Below are 15849 nucleotides of genomic sequence, written 5' to 3'. Positions count from 1 at the left end.
TCCAGGTCAGGAGACGGGCAGACGGTTGACGGGGTGGTCGCCGGTGGCCCACAGGTACTGGACGGCGTAGGCACGCCATGGCCGCCAGGACGCGGCGCGCGCCGTGAGGGCGGCCGGGGACGTGGGCAGACCGAGCGCGTCCGCGGCACGGCGGATGCCCAGGTCCGTGGGGAGGAAGGCATCGGGGTCGCCGAGTGCGCGCATCGCGATGACCTCGGTGGTCCAGGGGCCGAAGCCGGGCAGCGCGGCGAGCCTGGCGCGTGCTTCGTTCCAGTCGCTGTCGGCGCCGAGGTTCAGGCTGCCGCCGGCGAGCGCGCCGACCAGTGCGGTGAGGCTGGTGCGGCGGCCGCGCGGGAAGGCCAGGGTCTCGGGGTCGAGGCCGACCAGGGCCCGCGGGTCCGGGAAGAGGTGGGTGAGGCCGCCTTCGGGGTCGTCCACGGGGGTGCCATGGGCCGTGACCAGCCGCGCGGCGTGGGTGCGTGCGGCAGCGGTGGAGACCTGCTGGCCGAGCACGGCCCGTACGGCGAACTCCGCGGCGTCGACGGTTCGCGGCACCCGTCTGCCGGGGGCCTTGTCGACCAGCGGCGCGAGCTGCGGATCGGCGCGCAGCTGTTCGTCGACGGCTACGGGGTCGGCGTCGAGGTCGAGCAACCGGCGGCAGCGGCTGATGGCGAGGGTCAGGTCCCGGGCGTCGGCCAGGGACAGCCGGCAGGCGATGTGATCGGGGCGGGGAGCCAGGGAGACGATGCCATGCCCGTGCGGCAGCACGAGGGTGCGGCGGTAGGCGCCGTCCCGCCACTCCTCCACGCCGGGCACCGCGGTCGCGGCGAGGTGTCCGAACAGGTTGTCCGGGTTGAGGGGGGCCCGGAACGGCAGGCGCAGGCTGAGTACTCCCGGAGTCGCCGGAGGCTTCGTGCCCTGCCGGTTGACGCGGGTGCGCAGCTCGCTCGGGGAGAGCGCGAAGACCGCGCGGACGGTGTCGTTGAAGCTGCGGATCGAGGAGAACCCCGCGGAGAAGGCGACTTCGGCCATGGGGAGCGCCGTGGTCTCGATCAGCAGCCGCGCGGTCTGGGCGCGCTGTGCCCGTGCCAGGGCGAGCGGGCCCGCACCGACCTCCGCGAGCAGCTGGCGCTCGATCTGCCGGGTCGAGTATCCGAGCCGGGCAGCGAGGCCGGGGACGCCTTCACGGTCGACCACCCCGTCCTGGATGAGCCGCATGGCGCGGGCGACGGTGTCGGCCCGGGCGTTCCATTCGGGGGATCCGGGGCTGGTGTCGGGCCGGCAGCGCTTGCAGGCCCGGAAGCCCGCCTGCTGGCAGGCGGCGGCGCTGGGGTGGAACACCATGTTCTCGGCCTTGGGCGGGACGGCCGGGCAGCTGGGGCGGCAGTAGATCCCGGTGGTCAGGACCGCGGTGAAGAACCAGCCGTCGAAGCGGGCGTCCTTGGACCGGACGGCCCGTACGCAGCGCTCGGTGTCGGTGTGCATGGCGGGATGCATGGTTCAAGCATCCGCCACGGACCGCTCCCCGGCTGGCGGAATTGCGACATCGACCTTCCGCTACCAGGGCGTCCTGATTTTCACCCGCAGCGGAGACCGGCCCCGCCCGACAGCGTGTGTCGGGCGGGGCCGGTCGTGGAAGGCTCATGTGCCGGGCCTCAGCCGCCCCGCAGCATGCACCTCGTCGGCACCCTCAGTGCGCGTCGCCCCCGGCGACCGGGCCCATCAGCGCGAACCTGGCTCCCTGGTCGTCCACCACGTGTGCGGACCGGCCGAACGGGCTGTCCGAGGGCTCACGGGTCACGCTGCCGCCCAGCTCCCGGACCCTGGCCACCGCGGCGTCCGTGTCCGCGACGCGGAAGTAGACCAGCGCGTGGGCCGGAAGCTCCGGCGGGTAGTACTCGTTCATCTGCAAACGCCCCGCGACCGGGTACTCCTGGCCGGGCAGCGACCAGAGCTTGAAGTCGAACTCGGCGCCCTCGGCGACCTGCTGACCCGCGTACCCGAAGACGGCCTCGTAGAACGGGTCGACCGTCTCCTTGTCGCGGGTGTAGATCTCGGGCCAGAAGAACGAACCCGGCTGGCCCTGCACCTCGAAGCCCGCCCGGGTGCCCTCCTGCCAGGCACCGACCACGGCACCACCCGGGTCGCCGAAGATCATCAAGGTGCCCGCGTCGCCCACCTTGGTGGGGCCGTCGACCAGCTTGCCGCCCGCCGCCGCCACCCGGTCGGCGAAGGCCGCGGCATCGGACACCGCGAAATGCAGGTTCCAGGCGGCGACAGACTCCTGACCGGCCGGAACCGGGAACAGCCCCGCAGCGCTCTTACCCTCGCGCCGCGCCTCGTGGTAGGAGCCGTGCTCCTCACCCGCGTCTTCGAACGTCCAGCCGAACAGCTCGCCGTAGAAGCGCCGCCCCGCCTCCAGGTCCGGAAGCATCGCGTCCACCCAGCAGGGCGCGCCCTCAACGAAACCGGCCATCAGACCTCTCCCTTGCACCGTCCGTACGGAGCTTCGACGCTAGGCGGGGCGGCTCGAAGTCCACTCGCGCGGCGGTCGTGCCAGGGTGCCGGTCGGGGTCGAGTGGTGCACGGAGTGACCGGCCGGCGCTGCTTCAGCCAGCGGCGAGGACCTCGCCGGCCGCGCGCTCACCGGAACGCACCGCCCCCTCCATCAGACCGTGCATCCGCGTCGCCGACTCCGTGCTCGCCCAGTGGATCCGCCCCACCGGCTCACGCAGTGCCGTGCCGTAGGTGGTCAGAGCACCCGGCGTGAAGTGGCCGATCATCCCCCCGAGCGACCAGGGCTCGGTGGACCAGTCCGTCTCCAGATAGCCGGCGGGGCGGCGCGCCTGCGGACCGAACCTCCCGGCGAGCTCGTCCAGCCACACCTCACGCCGCTCCTTCGGTTCCAGACGCCCCATGCGCAGCGCGGCGGTGCCGAACGCGTAGCTGCTCAGCACACCCGGACGTGCCGGACGGGGCGTCTGGTCGATCGTGACCGAGACCGGCGACTCGGGGGCCAGCGTCTGCCCCGACAGGCCCTCATCACGCCAGAACGGGTGCGGGTACACGGTGATCACCCGCAGCACCGCGCCGGGAGGCACCCTTTGGTGCAGGTGGCCGCAGGAGGCCGGGAGCGCCGGTTCGAAGGCGATCCGGCCCGCCAGGACCGGGGGCGTGGCCACGATGACTCTCCGGGCCACGACGGTGAGCGCGTCCGATGCGACCTCGACGTGGATGCCGTTCTGCGTGATACGCCGTACCGGGCTGGACAGGTGCAGCGCCTGGCCCAGGTCCTCGGCCATCCGCCGGGCGACTTCCGGGGCGCCCCCGTCCACCAGGTGCGACTCGGTCCTTCGGCTGTCCATGTAGTAGCCGAAGCCGGAACCACATCCGTCGCCGCCCCGGGCCAGCACGAGAGCGCCCAGCAGCGAGACCTCCCCCGGGTCGGCGCAGAACAGCAGATTCATCGCCGCCCTGAGCAGAGTGTGCGCCGTGCCGGAGGGCACGTTGAGCGGGCTGGCGAGCCACTGCCCGAGCGTCCTGGCGTCCCAGCTGCGGGCCTGCCGTGCCCGCCACGGGGCGTCACGCGGAACACGCCGCGCCATCAGCTCCAGGCGGGCCATCGCCAGGCCCATGGACGCGGTCGCAGGCGTACCCACCTGGGGAATGCGGCCGCGGTAGCGGTGGTTGAGGCCGTCGAGCCTCAGGAGCTGGTCACCATCGTCGTACTGCGGATAGACCTCGAGACCCACCTCCCGGGCGAGCTGGAACATCCGCTCCTGGCCCTTGCCGAGCCAGGTGCCGCCGACCGATACGACGGTGCCGTCGGACGCTTCCCGGTTCCACACCCGCCCGCCCACGCGGTCCCTGGCTTCCAGCACCACGACCTCACGGCCCGATCGGACGAGCTGCCGCGCGGCGGCCAGTCCCGCGAAACCCGCACCCACGACGCATACGTCGGCTCTCACCCGCTGCACGGCCACCTCCGTCACTCCGGGCATTCCGGCACTCCACAGGCAGCCTCACCCGCAGGCGCCCGCGACGCCCGGCGAGTGGCCCGGCCGGGCGAACCGGATGCGCCCGAGCGCGGCGATCAGGCCGCCGTAACCGCCCGCGGGTCAGTCGATGTGCGCCAGGAAGGCCTCGTACGCCGACTGGTCGAAGAGGACGAAGCGGACCTCCTCGACCGATGTCGGCGTCGCACGCACCGTCTCCACGGCGATTCTGGCGCCGTCGTCCATCGGCCAGCCGAAGACACCGGTGGAGATGGCGGGGAAGGCGATGGTCCGCGCGCCGAGTTCATCGGCGACTTTCAGGGCCTCGCGGTAGCAGGAGGCGAGCAGTTCGGAGCGGTCCTCGCTGCGGCTGTGCACGGGGCCCACGGTGTGGACGACCCACTGGGCGGGCAGTCGCCCCGCGGTGGTGGCGACGGCCCGGCCGGTCGGCAGGCCCTTGCCGTAGTGCGAGGCACGCAGCATTCGGCACTCCTCCAGGATCTCGGGGCCGCCGCGCCGGTGGATGGCGCCGTCTACCCCGCCGCCGCCGAGGAGGGAGGAGTTCGCGGCGTTGACGATGACGTCGGCCTGCTGCTCGGTGATGTCGCCCTGGACGAGGGTGATGGCGAGTGCTGCGCTCATCGCTCCATCATCGCGCGCGCAGATGCCGCCACACCGCCTTGGCGGCATTGTGCCCCGACATTCCGTGCACGCCCGGTCCCGGAGGGGTCGCCGAAGAGCACAGGAACACCGCGGGATGCGGGGTCGAGTACGGGAAGAGGGAGAGCCTCGGGCGCAGCATCAGCTGGAGCCCTCGCGCCGCACCGCAGGCGATGTCCCCACCGACGTAGTTGGCATTGCGCGCGGCCATCTCGGGCGGTCCTGCGGTGGCCCGGGCGAGCACACGGTCGCGGAAGCCAGGGGCGAAGCGCTCGATCTGACGCTCGATCGCATCGGTGAGGTCGCCCTCCCAGCCGTTCGGGACATGGCCGTACACCCAGAAGACATGCCTGCCCTCGGGCGCGCGCGACGGGTCCACGAGGCTGGGCTGCGCGGCGATCAGGAACGGGGTGCGGGGGGCGTGGCCGCCCGAAGCCTGGTCGAGTGCCGCGCCGATGTCACGGCTGCCGGGTCCGATCTGGACGGTCCCGGCGCGCCGGGGTGCCTCGGCGGTCCAGGGCACCGGGCCGTCCAGCGCGTAGTCGATCTTGAACACGCTCGCGCCGTACCGGTAGCCGTCGTAGCAGCGGCCCAGGCCCGCGATCCGGGCGAGTGCGGTCGGCGAGGTGTCGAAGACATAGGCGCGCGCGGGCGGCAGATCGTCGAGACGCTTGATCTCGGCACCGGTGTGCACCGAACCACCCAGGTCGTGCACGTACCCGGCGAGGGCGTCCGCGATGGACTGCGAGCCACCGCGCGGCAGCGGCCAGCCCCCGGCGTGGGCGGCGAGCGCGAAGACCAGACCGACCGCACTGGTGGCGAAGCCGCCCAGAGGGGCGATCACATGCCCCACGAGACCCGCGAACAGGGCACGGGCGCGGTCGTCACGGAACCGCCGCATCAGCCAGGTGGACGGCGGCAGTCCGTTGATCCCGAAGCGCGCCAGTGTCACCGGATCGCGGGGCAGCGCGGTCAGCGGCAGGGACATGAAGTCCCGCGCGAGACTGTCCCACTTCCCCAGGTAGGGAGCGACAAGCCGGCGGTATGCCCCGGCGTCCCGTGGCCCGAAGGAGGCGGCGGTCTCGGCGACCGAGCGGGAGAGCACCGCGGCCGTGCCGTCGTCGAAGGGGTGGGCCATGGGCAGCGGCGGGTGCAGCCACTCCAGCCCGTACCGCGCCAGGGGCATGGCCTTGAAGGCCGGGGAGCCGATGCCCAGCGGGTGCACGGCAGAGCACGGATCATGGCGGAAACCGGGGAGGGTGAGCTCTTCGGTCCTGGCTCCCCCGCCCACGGTGTCCCGGGCCTCGAACACCGCGACCGAGAAGCCGCGGCGGGCCAACTCGGCGGCTGCGGTCAGTCCGTTGGGTCCCGCACCCACGACGACGGCATCGAGCATCGACGGCACCTCCGGTCTCCTCCGTCCACCGGTGACCAAGGAACCCAGCATATTCGCACGCGCCGACAGCGCTGTCGGGGGCTGTGGGCGCGAGGGCTATACGGGGCCGGGCGCTGCCAGCAGTGCGTGGATCCGGCGGGCCGTCGCCTCGTCCCGGGCGGCCGTGAAGGGCAGCGCGTTGTCACCGGTGGTCCGGAAGCGCTCCCCCGTGAGGGTCAGGTCCATGCCGCCGGCCTCGGCGACCAGGAGCAGCCCCGCGGCGTGGTCCCAGGCGTTCTCCCACGAGAAGGCCACGGCATCCAGGTCACCGCGGGCCACAGCGAGGTATTCAAGGCCCGCGGAGCCGCAGGGGCGGCTGCGGATGCCGTCGGTGCGCAGGGCGAGCAGGGCCTGCTTCTGCGCGTGGGTGGTGAAGTCCGGGTGGGAGGTGGCCACTTCGAGGGGCGTGCCCAGTGCGGGCGAGCCCGAGCGGATCGGTATGCCGTCCACCCGCGCGCCGTGCCCACGCACCGCTGTCGCCATCTCGTCCAGCACCGGGGCGTAGGTCCAGGAGGCCAGCACCTCGCCGTGCCGCGCGAGCGCGACCAGGGTGCAGAACCCGGGGTCGCCGTGGACGAACTGGCGGGTGCCGTCGACCGGATCCACGATCCAGACGGGGGCATCGCCCTTCAGCGCGTCGTACACCGCGGGATCGGCGTGGACCGCTTCCTCGCCCACCACGACCGACCCCGGCAGCAGCGCGGTGAGGGAGGCCGTGAGGTGCTCCTCGGCGCTGCGGTCGGCGACGGTCACCAGGTCGTGCGGACCGTTCTTCTCGATGATCTCGTGCTCGGCGAGCTGACGGAAGCGCGGCATGATCTCGGCGGCAGCCGCCTTGCGGACCGCCTCCTCGACCAGGGCAAGGGTGCCGGACTCCCAGGGGTTCCCTGTCGTCCCGGACAGAAAGTCTTCGGTCATGCGCCCAGCAAAGCACGCCGCACTGACATCCCAGCCGACGCGGGGCGACGAACAGATGGACACCCGGGTCATTTCGGGCATCCCGTAGGGGAACGAGAGGTGTCGCACCGACGGCCTGCCGTGCGACCCGCGCGCCGGAAGCGGCCGGGACGGGACACCGGTCACACTTCGGGGCCGTTCGGTGCGGCGACCGGTTTGGCGTCACCTGCCACAGCTGAAACGCTTCCTTCATGAGCACACCACCAGAGGGACTGCCCGTCTACCGGGTCCTGACCGGCCCGGACGACTCCTCGTTCTGCCGGCGTGTGAGCGAGGCGCTCAGCCTCGGCTACGAGCTGCACGAAGGCCCTGCCATCACCTTCGACGGTGAGCGGGTCATCGTCGCCCAGGCAGTGGTCTGGCGGGCACGGCCGTAGCGCTCAGCCCGCGGAGGACGCCGATGCCCCGGACGGCGTCGGCGAGGTTGCCGGCGACGCCGATGACGCGGGCGCGGCCGGCAGGTCGTACACGTTCCCCGGCGTCACGATGCCGGTGACGGCCTTGGCGAAGAGGGTGCTGTTCTCGTTGCCCTCGTAGGGGTTGTCGGTGTTGGTGAGGATCACCAGCACCGCCTTGGACTTCGGCAGATACACGGTCACGCTCTGGTAGCCCGGCAGGGAACCGTTGTGGCCGAGCCAGCCGTGGTTGTCGAAGATGCCCAGACCGTAGCCCGTCCCGGGGAAGCCGGTGGGCAGGGTGCGCAGGCGCTGGGCCTGGGTGGCGGGCTTGAGCAGCGTGCCCGTGGCGACGATGCGGGCCCAGTCCCGCAGGTCCGGCAGATCCGAGATCATCGCCCCGGCCGCCCAGGCCCACGACGGGTCCCAGTCGGTGGCGTTCGCTTCCTTGCCGTCCGGCGTCTGGTTGGTGTAGCCCTGCGCGTGCGGCTCGGGGAACTCGGCACCTTCGGGGAACAGCGTGTGGTCCAGCCCGGCCGGGCCCAGCACGCTGCGGTCCAGGTACTCACGCAGGCTCTGGCCGCTCGCCTTCTCGATGACCAGGCCGAGCAGGATCGTGTTGGTGTTGGAGTACTGGAACTTCTGGCCCGGCTGGAAGCCCACAGGATGCCGGAAGGCGTAGTCGAGCAGCTGCTGCGGAGTGAACACCCGGTCGGGGTCTGCCATGAAGGCCTTGTCGAATTCGGGGTCGTCCGTGTACGAGAACAGTCCGCTGCGCATCTCCGCCAGTTGGCGCAGCGTGATGTGTTCGCCGTTCGGCACCCCGTCCATGTAGTCCGACACCGGGTCGTCGAGACCCAGTTTGCCCTCGTCCACCAGTCTGAGCAGCGCCGTCACGGTGAAGGTCTTGGTCTCGCTGCCGATCCGCATCCGCAGGTCGTCCGTCATGGCCTTGCCGCTGCTCTTGTCGGCGACGCCGAAGGCCCTGACGTAGTCGCCCTTGCCGGGCAGCCACACTCCGACGATCGCACCGGGGACCCCGGTCCGGCGCATCACCTGGTCGATGGCCTTGTCGAGTTGTTGCGTCATCCCCGGGTCGAGGGCGCGAACGGAGTCCGTGGGCGTGGCGGTAGGGGGCGCGGCCTGCGGACCGGACGGGGAGGGTCCGGTGCAGGCCGCGGCGGCGAGCAGCCCCGAGACGGCGAGTGCGACGGCCGCGGTCCTGCCGTGGCGCTGCGTGGTGGACCGGATCCCTGTGTGCGTGCGCGACATCCCGGGCGCCCCTTTCGGCCAGCCAGGCCACGCGGCGGTGCGATGGCGCATGGCCAGACCAACGTAAGGCGCGAATGTGTGCATACCGGGGCGACTCGGCCCGGCACTGACCCGTTCGGCAGGCCCGGGGGCTTGCTCAGACCCGGCCGCCCACCAGCAGCAGCAGCGCGTCCGCGAGGTCCTCCGCGGGTGAGCCGGTGGCCAGCCGCCGCAGCTGGAGCCCGGCGACCAGGGCCACCGTGGTCGCGGCGAGCCGCTCGGCGTCCGGGACGCCGAGGGCGGTCAGGATCTGCGTGGCAAGCCGGTCATAGGCGGTGAAGCACTCCGCCGCCGCCTCCCGCAGCCGCTCGTCCCGGCCGGCCTGGATGTACAGCTCGAAGGGAGCGATGTGCTCGCTGTCGAAGGCGGTGCCGTCCGCGACCTGTCCGGCGAGCGCCGCGGCGGCGTCGATACCGAGCCCCGCGGCCTCGCCCTCGTCGGCGAGCGCGGTCAGCCGCCGGGTCTCCTCGTGCACGAAGTGCAGCATGGACTCACGCAGCATCTCGTGCTGGCTGGTGAAGTGGTAGGTGACGGACCCGAGCGAGACGCCCGCCTCCTTGGCGATCCGGCGGTTGGTGACCCCGGCGATGCCGTCCTGGCCGATGACGCGCAGGACGGCGCCGATGATGCGCTGCTTCGTGGGAGGGACGGGCGGCGTGACGGCCGGGACGTGCTCGCTGGACATGGTGGTCATTGTTCCACCGGTGTACTCCGGCCGGTCAGCGGGGCAGGGTGCCGCTCATGCCAGCGGAGGTCGTCCTCCAGCTGGGCGGCGAGCGAGATCAGCCGCTCCTCGCCGCCTGCGGGGCCCAGCAGCTGTGCTCCGACGGGCAGCCCGTCGGCGGTGAATCCGGCGGGTACGTTCACCCCCGGCCAACCGAGTACGTTCCAGGGCCAGGCGTAGGGGCAGGCCGCCGCCATGATGGAGTTGGTGCGCCAGGCGCCGAGCCCGTCGAAGGTGCCGATCGCGGGCGGAGGCGCGGCTGTGGTCGGGGTGAGGACGACGTCGTACGTGTCGAAGATGGCGCCGATCCGCTGGTGCTGGCGTGCCTCGCGGGCGCGGGCGGCGCGCACGATACGGCCGCCGAGAAGCCTGCCGTTGCGCATGGCGGCACGGGTACGGGGGTCGAGCAGCGCGGGCTCGGGGTGCAGGGCCGCGATCTCGGAGACACCGGCCGTCCCGCGCGGGACGAACCCGAGGCCGATGAGCCCGTATCGGGGCCTCGCCTCCTCCACATCGTGCCCGAGACGGACCAGGGCCTCGACGACCTGGGCCACGGCGCGGCGGATGTCGGGATGGGGCTTGGTGCCGGTGAGGGTGAGCGGCGGGCGCCAGGCGACGGCGATGCGCAGCCGGCCGGGTTCACGTCGGGCCGCGGCCGACGCCTCGACCGCGTCGGGCTGGTGAAGGTCCTCGGGGTGCGGCCCCTGGACGGCGTCGAGCAGCAGGGCCGCGTCGGCGACGGTACGGGCGAGGGGGCCGTTGACGGTGAGTCCGTGGAAGGCGTCGGTGTGCGGGTACAGGGACACCCTGCCGCGCTGCGGCTTGATGCCCACGAGATGCGTCCAGGCGGCCGGGATCCGGATGGACCCGGCGCCGTCCGAGCCGAGGGCGGCGGGGACGAGTCCGGCGGCGACGGCTGCCGCCGAGCCACCGGACGAGCCACCGGGGGTGTGTCCGGGCGCCCAGGGATTGCGGGTGGCGCCGAAGGCGGGGCCCTCGGTGAACGCCCACTGACCCAGTTCGCAGCTGTTCGTCTTGCCGACGATGACGGCACCGGCCCCGCGCAGCCGGCGTACCGCCTCACCGTCGGCGGATGCGGGCGGGACCTCACCGCGGCAGCCGAACAGGGTGGGCAGCCCCGCGACATCGGTGTCGTCCTTGACGGCCATGGGCACACCGAGCAGCGGGAGCCGCTCCCCCGCCGCCAGTCGCCGGTCCGCGTCCTCGGCCTCGGCGAGCGCGGCTTCGGCCCGGACGTGCCGGAAGGCGTTGAGCACGGGCTGGCTCGCCTCGATGCGTTCGAGCGCGTCCGCGACGAGTTCGCGTGAGGTGACCTCGCCCTCCCGCAACCTTCTCGCCTGTTCGGCAAGTCCTGTGTAGTCCCCTGTGGACATGGCCACCCTGCCCTCCTTATCGTTCGTTCGAACGAACAGAACTGGAGGGTAACCAGATGCGCATCACCGGATCAACTGTTCTGCTCACTGGTGTCACCGGCGGTATCGGTGCCGCACTCGCCGCGGAACTTGCCACGCGCGGCGCACGGTTGATCCTGACCGGGCGCAAGCCCGATGCTCTGGAACCGCTGGTGAAGCGGTACGGGGCACAGGGCATCGTCGCCGATCTCGCGGACCCGGACGACATCGAACGGCTGGCGCGCGAGGCGGCCGGCACCGAGATACTCATCGCCAACGCCGCCCTGCCGTCCAGTGGCGACCTGCTCGAATACACACCCGAACAGCTCGACCGGGCCCTCGCCGTCAACCTCCGTGCCCCCGCCATGCTGGCCCGGCTCCTCGCGCCCTCGATGGTCGAGGCGCGCCGTGGCCATCTCGCCTTCGTCGGCTCGATGTCCGGCAAGACGGCGACCAAGCACTCGGCGCTCTACAACGCCACCAAGTTCGGGCTGCGCGGTTTCGCGCTCGGGCTGCGCCAGGACCTGTACGAGCACGGGGTGGGCGTCTCCGTCATCCAGCCCGGGTTCGTCCGGGACGCGGGTATGTTCGCCGCCACGGGTGCCGAGGCGCCCGCGGGTCTGGGCACGGTCTCACCGCGCCAGGTGGTCGCGGGGGTCGTCCGCGCCGTCGAGCAGGATCGCGCCGAGGTGAACGTGGCGCCCGCGGTGATGAAGCTGCTCACCGCGATCGGTGGCCAGTTCCCGGGGTTCTCGGAGCGGGTGCAGCGCCGTGCGGGCGGGTCCGCCGACCGCACGCTGCGGCGTGTCGTGGAGGCCCAGCGCGACCGCCGCTGAAGCCGGACGCCCCAGGCGGCGCCGTGCTCACCCGTGGGACTTCCCGTGGACCTCGTGTGAGACATGGCGCCGCGACGGCAGCATCAGCAGCGTGTACAGCGCCATCGATGCCGCGAGCCCCACCGCCCAGCCGTAGTCGGCGAGCGGCTTGAGCAAGGGGATCAGCCCGTCCTCGGGGAAGGGGCCCTTGCCTGGCGCGGAGTGGGAGCCGCCGATCGCCAGGATGCCGCCCACGGCGAAGGCGACCACACCCCGCCAGTTCCAGCCGCCCGCATACCAGTACGCGCCTTCCGTCCGGTAGAGGTCGGCCAGCTGGAGATGGGTGCGGCGGATGATCCAGTAGTCGGCGATGAGGATGCCCGCGACCGTGCCGAGCAGTCCGCCGACGAGCCCCAGCCAGGTGAAGATGTAGAGCTCGGGGGTCTCGGTCAGTTTCCACGGCATGATCAGCACGCCGACCACGCCCGTGATCAGCGCGCCCCTGCGGAAGTTGATGAAGCGCGGGGCGAGATTGGACAGGTCGTACGCGGGCGAGACCACGTTCGCCGCGATGTTCACGGAGATCGTCGCGACCAGCACGGTGATCAGGGCGTAGAGCAGTCCGAAGACGTTGTCGGTCTTTCCGGCGAGCTCCACCGGGTCCCAGATCGGCACCCCGTACACCGCCTGGGATCCGGAGGTCACGAACACCGAGAGCAGGGCGAACAGCGTCATGGTCGTCGGCAGTCCCAGCGTCTGGCCCCAGATCTGGGCCCGCTGTCCGGCGCCGAAGCGGGTGAAGTCCGGGATGTTCAGGGACAGCGTGGACCAGAAGGCGATCATCGCCATGAGGGAGGGGAAGAACACCGTCCAGAATTCCGGTCCCCAGCCGAGCTTGGACGGCTGGTCGAGCAGGGGGCCGAAGCCGCCGGCCTTGTTGGCGATCCACACAAGCAGCACCAGCGCGCCGACGATGACGAACGGCGCCGCCCAGTTCTCGAACCGGCGCAGGGTCTCCATTCCCCGGTAGATGATGCCCAGTTCGAGCACCCAGAAGACCACGAAGCACAGCCAGAGCGTCCAGGGCTGCCCGGCGATCTCGGACGCCTTGGCCCAGCCACCGAAGATGTTGCCGAGCAGGATGAAGATGCCCTGCCCGCCGATCCAGGTCTGGATGCCGAACCAGGCGCAGGCGACCGCGGCTCTGATGAGTGCGGGGAGGTTGGCGCCGCGCACGCCGAACGAGGCACGCGCCAGCACCGGGAAGGGGATGCCGTACTTGGGCCCGGCATGCCCCGTGAGCAGCATCGGCGCCAGCACGATCACATTGGCGAGCGCGATGGTGAACACCGCCTGCTTCCAGTCCATGCCGAGGGCGACGAGACCGGAGGCGAGCAGCCAGGACGGGATGTTGTGAGCCATCCCGACCCAGAGCGCGGCGAAGTTGTACGTGGTCCAGTGCCGCTTGGCGACGGGTACGGGGAGCAGGTCCCCGTTGACGAAGCGGCCATCGTCGGGGACCGCCCCGGGCACGAGTTCCACCCGGCCCTGGGCGTCGGTCAGCTGTTCCGGGTCGCGGGTCGGAGGGGCCGGGGGAACGGGCGCGGTCATGGGCTGGACCCTTCAGCGGGGGTCGGGTGACCCTGTCGGCGGTGGGCGTTCAGCGGTTCGGCGAAAGGGAGTGAGCGGGTCAGCGGTTGAGTGCCGGGATGATCTCCGCGCCGTAGGCGTCGATCGTGACTTCCTTGGCGTCGTGCATGTTGTAGACCGCGAACTGGTCCACGCCCAGTTCGCGTAGCGCCTGGAGCTTCTCGACATGTGCCTGCGGCGGCCCGAGCAGGCAGAAGCGGTCCACGATCTCGTCGGGCACGAAGTCGGTCGACGGGTTCCCTGCCCGTCCGTGGTGGCTGTAGTCGTAGCCGTGGCGCTCCTTGATGTAGGCAGTCAGCTCCTCGGGCACCATGTCCGAGTGCTCGCCGTAGCGGCCGACGAGGTCGGCGACGTGGTTGCCCACCATCCCGCCGAACCAGCGGCACTGGTCGCGGGCGTGGGCCAGGTCGTCACCGACATAGGCGGGCGCGGCGACGCAGATGGTGACCGCGTCAGGGTCGCGGCCGGCCTGGGCCGCGGCGTCCCGTACCGCCTTCACCATCCATTCGGTCAGATACAGGTCGGCGAGCTGGAGGATGAAGCCGTCGGCCTTCTGCCCGGCGAGGGCGAGGGCCTTCGGGCCGTACGCCGCCATCCACACCGGCAGCTTGCCGCCCTGCACCCAGGGCAGTCGCAGGGGCTGACCGTCGACCAGGGCCTCCCGACCCTCGGCGAGGTCGCGGATGACGTCGATCGCCTCGCCGAGGCGGGCCAGGGTGTTGGGTTTGCGGCCGGCCACCCGCATGGCCGAGTCGCCGCGTCCGATACCGCAGACGGTGCGGTTGCCGTACATCTCGTTGAGGGTGGCGAAGGTGGAGGCGGTGACCTCCCAGGTCCTGGTGCCCGGGTTGGTGACCATGGGGCCGACGTGCAGTGTCTGGGTGTGTTCCAGGATGCGGCTGTAGATGACGAACGGCTCCTGCCACAGCACCGCCGAGTCGAATGTCCAGCCGTAGCGGAAGCCGTTGCGTTCCGCGCGCCGCATCAGGCCGACGACCTCCGATGCGGGCGGGTCGGTCTGCAGGACGAGTCCGAAGTCCACTGAGGGGCCTCCCGATTCAGGGTCGTTGCTCGTTGCTAGTTCAGGTACTGGCAGGTGGACCGCGGTACGTAGACACCGTGCCCGGCGCGGCCGGTGAACTCCCGCTGGTCGATGACGGTTTCACCGCGCGACAGCACCGTCTCCACCCGTCCGGTGACGCGCTTGCCCTCGTACGCCGAGTAGTCGACGTTCATATGGTGGGTCTCGGCGGAGATGACCTGGGTGGCGGTCGGGTCGTAGACGACGATGTCCGCGTCGGCACCGGGCGCGATGGTGCCCTTCTTCGGATAGAGCCCGAACATCCGGGCAGGGGTCGCGCAGGCGATCTCGATCCAGCGGCGGCGGGTGATGTGACCGTCGACCACCGCCTGGTGGAGCAGGTCCATCCGGTTCTCCACACCCGGCAGACCGTTGGGGATCTTGGAGAAGTCGCCCCGGCCCAGCTCCTTCTGGCCCGTGAAGCAGAAGGGGCAGTGGTCGGTGGACACGACCTGGAGGTCATTGGTGCGCAGGCCCCGCCAGAGCGCCGCCTGGTGTTCTTTCGGCCGAAGCGGTGTGCTGCACACGTACTTGGCGCCCTCGAAGTCGGGCTCCGCGAGGTTGTCGGTGGACAGGAACAGGTACTGGGGGCAGGTCTCGCCGAAGACATTCAGACCCTTGCCCCGTGCCTGGGTGATCTCGGCGACGGCCTCCTCCGCCGAGACGTGCACGACGTAGAGGGGCGCGCCCGCGACCCGGGCGAGCTGGATGGCCCGGTGCGTGGCCTCGGCCTCGAGGAGCACCTTGCGGACCTCGCCGTGGTAGCGGGGGTCGGTCTCACCGCGGGCGAGGGCCTGTTCGACGAGCACGTCGATCGCGATGCCGTTCTCGGCATGCATCATGATCAGCCCGCCGTTGGCGGTGCCGCGCTGCATGGCCCTCAGGATCTGCCCGTCGTCGCTGTAGAACACGCCCGGATAGGCCATGAAGAGCTTGAAGGAGGTCACCCCCTCCTCGACGAGCAGGTCCATCTCCTTGAGCGAGGACTCGTTGACGTCGGCGAGGATCATGTGGAAGCCGTAGTCGATGGCGCAGTTGCCGTCGGCCTTGGCGTACCAGGCGTCGAGTCCTTCGCGCAGCCCCTGACCGACGGACTGGACGGCGAAGTCCACGATGGTGGTGGTGCCGCCCCAGGCGGCGGCGCGGGTGCCGGTCTCGAAGGTGTCGGAGGCGAAGGTGCCGCCGAACGGCAGCTCCATGTGCGTGTGGGCGTCGACGCCGCCCGGGATGACGTACTTCCCGGTGGCGTCGATGGTGCGGTCCGCGGTCCAGCTCTCGGCGGCTCCTGAGCCGTGTGCGGCCAGGGCGGCGATACGGCCGTCCTCGACGAGCACGTCGGCGTGGGTCTCCTCCGCGGCGGTGATGACGAGTCCGCCGCGGATCAGGGTGCGGTTGCTCATGGGGGTTTCCCGGT

The 15849-nt window shown here is 71.4% G+C and carries 14 protein-coding genes; 2 read left to right on the top strand and 12 right to left on the bottom strand.

Annotated elements, in window-relative coordinates; translation table 11 throughout:
• Positions 1 to 6 precede the first annotated feature (6 nt).
• The 6 genes from ACFV6V_RS11125 to ACFV6V_RS11100 form a co-directional block, all read right to left on the bottom strand.
• A complete protein-coding gene (locus tag ACFV6V_RS11125; RefSeq protein WP_385562418.1) occupies positions 7 to 1485 on the bottom strand; it encodes an AlkA N-terminal domain-containing protein in 1479 nt (492 codons plus the stop codon).
• A 205-nt stretch (positions 1486 to 1690) separates the two neighbouring features.
• Complete coding sequence (locus ACFV6V_RS11120; RefSeq protein WP_385562303.1) at positions 1691 to 2476, bottom strand: VOC family protein; 786 nt, start codon at positions 2474 to 2476, stop codon at positions 1691 to 1693.
• Positions 2477 to 2609: 133 nt separating this feature from the next.
• On the bottom strand, positions 2610 to 4001 hold the full coding sequence (locus ACFV6V_RS11115; RefSeq protein WP_385562300.1) for a flavin monoamine oxidase family protein: 1392 nt from the start codon (positions 3999 to 4001) through the stop codon (positions 2610 to 2612).
• 117 nt (positions 4002 to 4118) lie between these two features.
• Positions 4119 to 4637, bottom strand: a complete 519-nt coding sequence (locus ACFV6V_RS11110) for an O-acetyl-ADP-ribose deacetylase (protein ID WP_385562298.1) — start codon at positions 4635 to 4637, stop codon at positions 4119 to 4121.
• A 7-nt stretch (positions 4638 to 4644) separates the two neighbouring features.
• A complete protein-coding gene (locus ACFV6V_RS11105) occupies positions 4645 to 6060 on the bottom strand; it encodes a phytoene desaturase family protein (RefSeq protein WP_385562295.1) in 1416 nt (471 codons plus the stop codon).
• An 87-nt stretch (positions 6061 to 6147) separates the two neighbouring features.
• Positions 6148 to 7008: an inositol monophosphatase family protein gene (locus tag ACFV6V_RS11100; protein ID WP_385562293.1), complete on the bottom strand. Its 861-nt coding sequence runs from the start codon at positions 7006 to 7008 to the stop codon at positions 6148 to 6150.
• A gap of 230 nt (positions 7009 to 7238) precedes the next feature.
• Between ACFV6V_RS11100 and ACFV6V_RS11095 the strand changes: the two genes are divergently transcribed.
• On the top strand, positions 7239 to 7424 hold the full coding sequence (locus ACFV6V_RS11095; RefSeq protein ID WP_385562290.1) for a DUF1737 domain-containing protein: 186 nt from the start codon (positions 7239 to 7241) through the stop codon (positions 7422 to 7424).
• Positions 7425 to 7427: 3 nt separating this feature from the next.
• Here the strand turns inward: ACFV6V_RS11095 and ACFV6V_RS11090 are convergent, their stop codons facing one another.
• The 3 genes from ACFV6V_RS11090 to ACFV6V_RS11080 all read right to left on the bottom strand — a co-directional run bounded on the left by ACFV6V_RS11090 (position 7428) and on the right by ACFV6V_RS11080 (position 10871).
• A complete protein-coding gene (locus tag ACFV6V_RS11090; protein WP_385562288.1) occupies positions 7428 to 8714 on the bottom strand; it encodes a serine hydrolase domain-containing protein in 1287 nt (428 codons plus the stop codon).
• Between the two features lie 136 nt (positions 8715 to 8850).
• Positions 8851 to 9438 carry a TetR/AcrR family transcriptional regulator gene (locus ACFV6V_RS11085; protein ID WP_385562285.1) on the bottom strand — a complete coding sequence of 196 codons (588 nt, stop codon included), beginning with the start codon at positions 9436 to 9438 and terminating at the stop codon, positions 8851 to 8853.
• Between the two features lie 5 nt (positions 9439 to 9443).
• Complete coding sequence (locus ACFV6V_RS11080) at positions 9444 to 10871, bottom strand: amidase (RefSeq protein ID WP_385562415.1); 1428 nt, start codon at positions 10869 to 10871, stop codon at positions 9444 to 9446.
• A 56-nt stretch (positions 10872 to 10927) separates the two neighbouring features.
• Between ACFV6V_RS11080 and ACFV6V_RS11075 the strand changes: the two genes are divergently transcribed.
• Entirely contained in the window at positions 10928 to 11725 is a 798-nt protein-coding gene (locus ACFV6V_RS11075; RefSeq protein ID WP_385562282.1) for an SDR family NAD(P)-dependent oxidoreductase, read from the top strand.
• 27 nt (positions 11726 to 11752) lie between these two features.
• Here the strand turns inward: ACFV6V_RS11075 and ACFV6V_RS11070 are convergent, their stop codons facing one another.
• The 3 genes from ACFV6V_RS11070 to hydA form a co-directional block, all read right to left on the bottom strand.
• Positions 11753 to 13315, bottom strand: coding sequence for an NCS1 family nucleobase:cation symporter-1 (locus tag ACFV6V_RS11070; RefSeq protein WP_385562280.1), 1563 nt, complete (start codon positions 13313 to 13315; stop codon positions 11753 to 11755).
• A 79-nt stretch (positions 13316 to 13394) separates the two neighbouring features.
• On the bottom strand, positions 13395 to 14396 hold the full coding sequence (locus tag ACFV6V_RS11065; protein ID WP_361282735.1) for a TIGR03842 family LLM class F420-dependent oxidoreductase: 1002 nt from the start codon (positions 14394 to 14396) through the stop codon (positions 13395 to 13397).
• Positions 14397 to 14431: 35 nt separating this feature from the next.
• Complete coding sequence (hydA, locus tag ACFV6V_RS11060) at positions 14432 to 15835, bottom strand: dihydropyrimidinase (RefSeq protein WP_385562277.1); 1404 nt, start codon at positions 15833 to 15835, stop codon at positions 14432 to 14434.
• Positions 15836 to 15849 lie beyond the last annotated feature (14 nt).

Source organism: Streptomyces sp. NPDC059828 (assembly GCF_042731955.1).
In the GTDB taxonomy this organism is placed as follows: Bacteria; Actinomycetota; Actinomycetes; order Streptomycetales; family Streptomycetaceae; genus Streptomyces.
The sequence above is the reverse complement of the archived record's forward strand: the minus strand, read 5'-3'. Positions and strand labels throughout refer to the sequence as shown.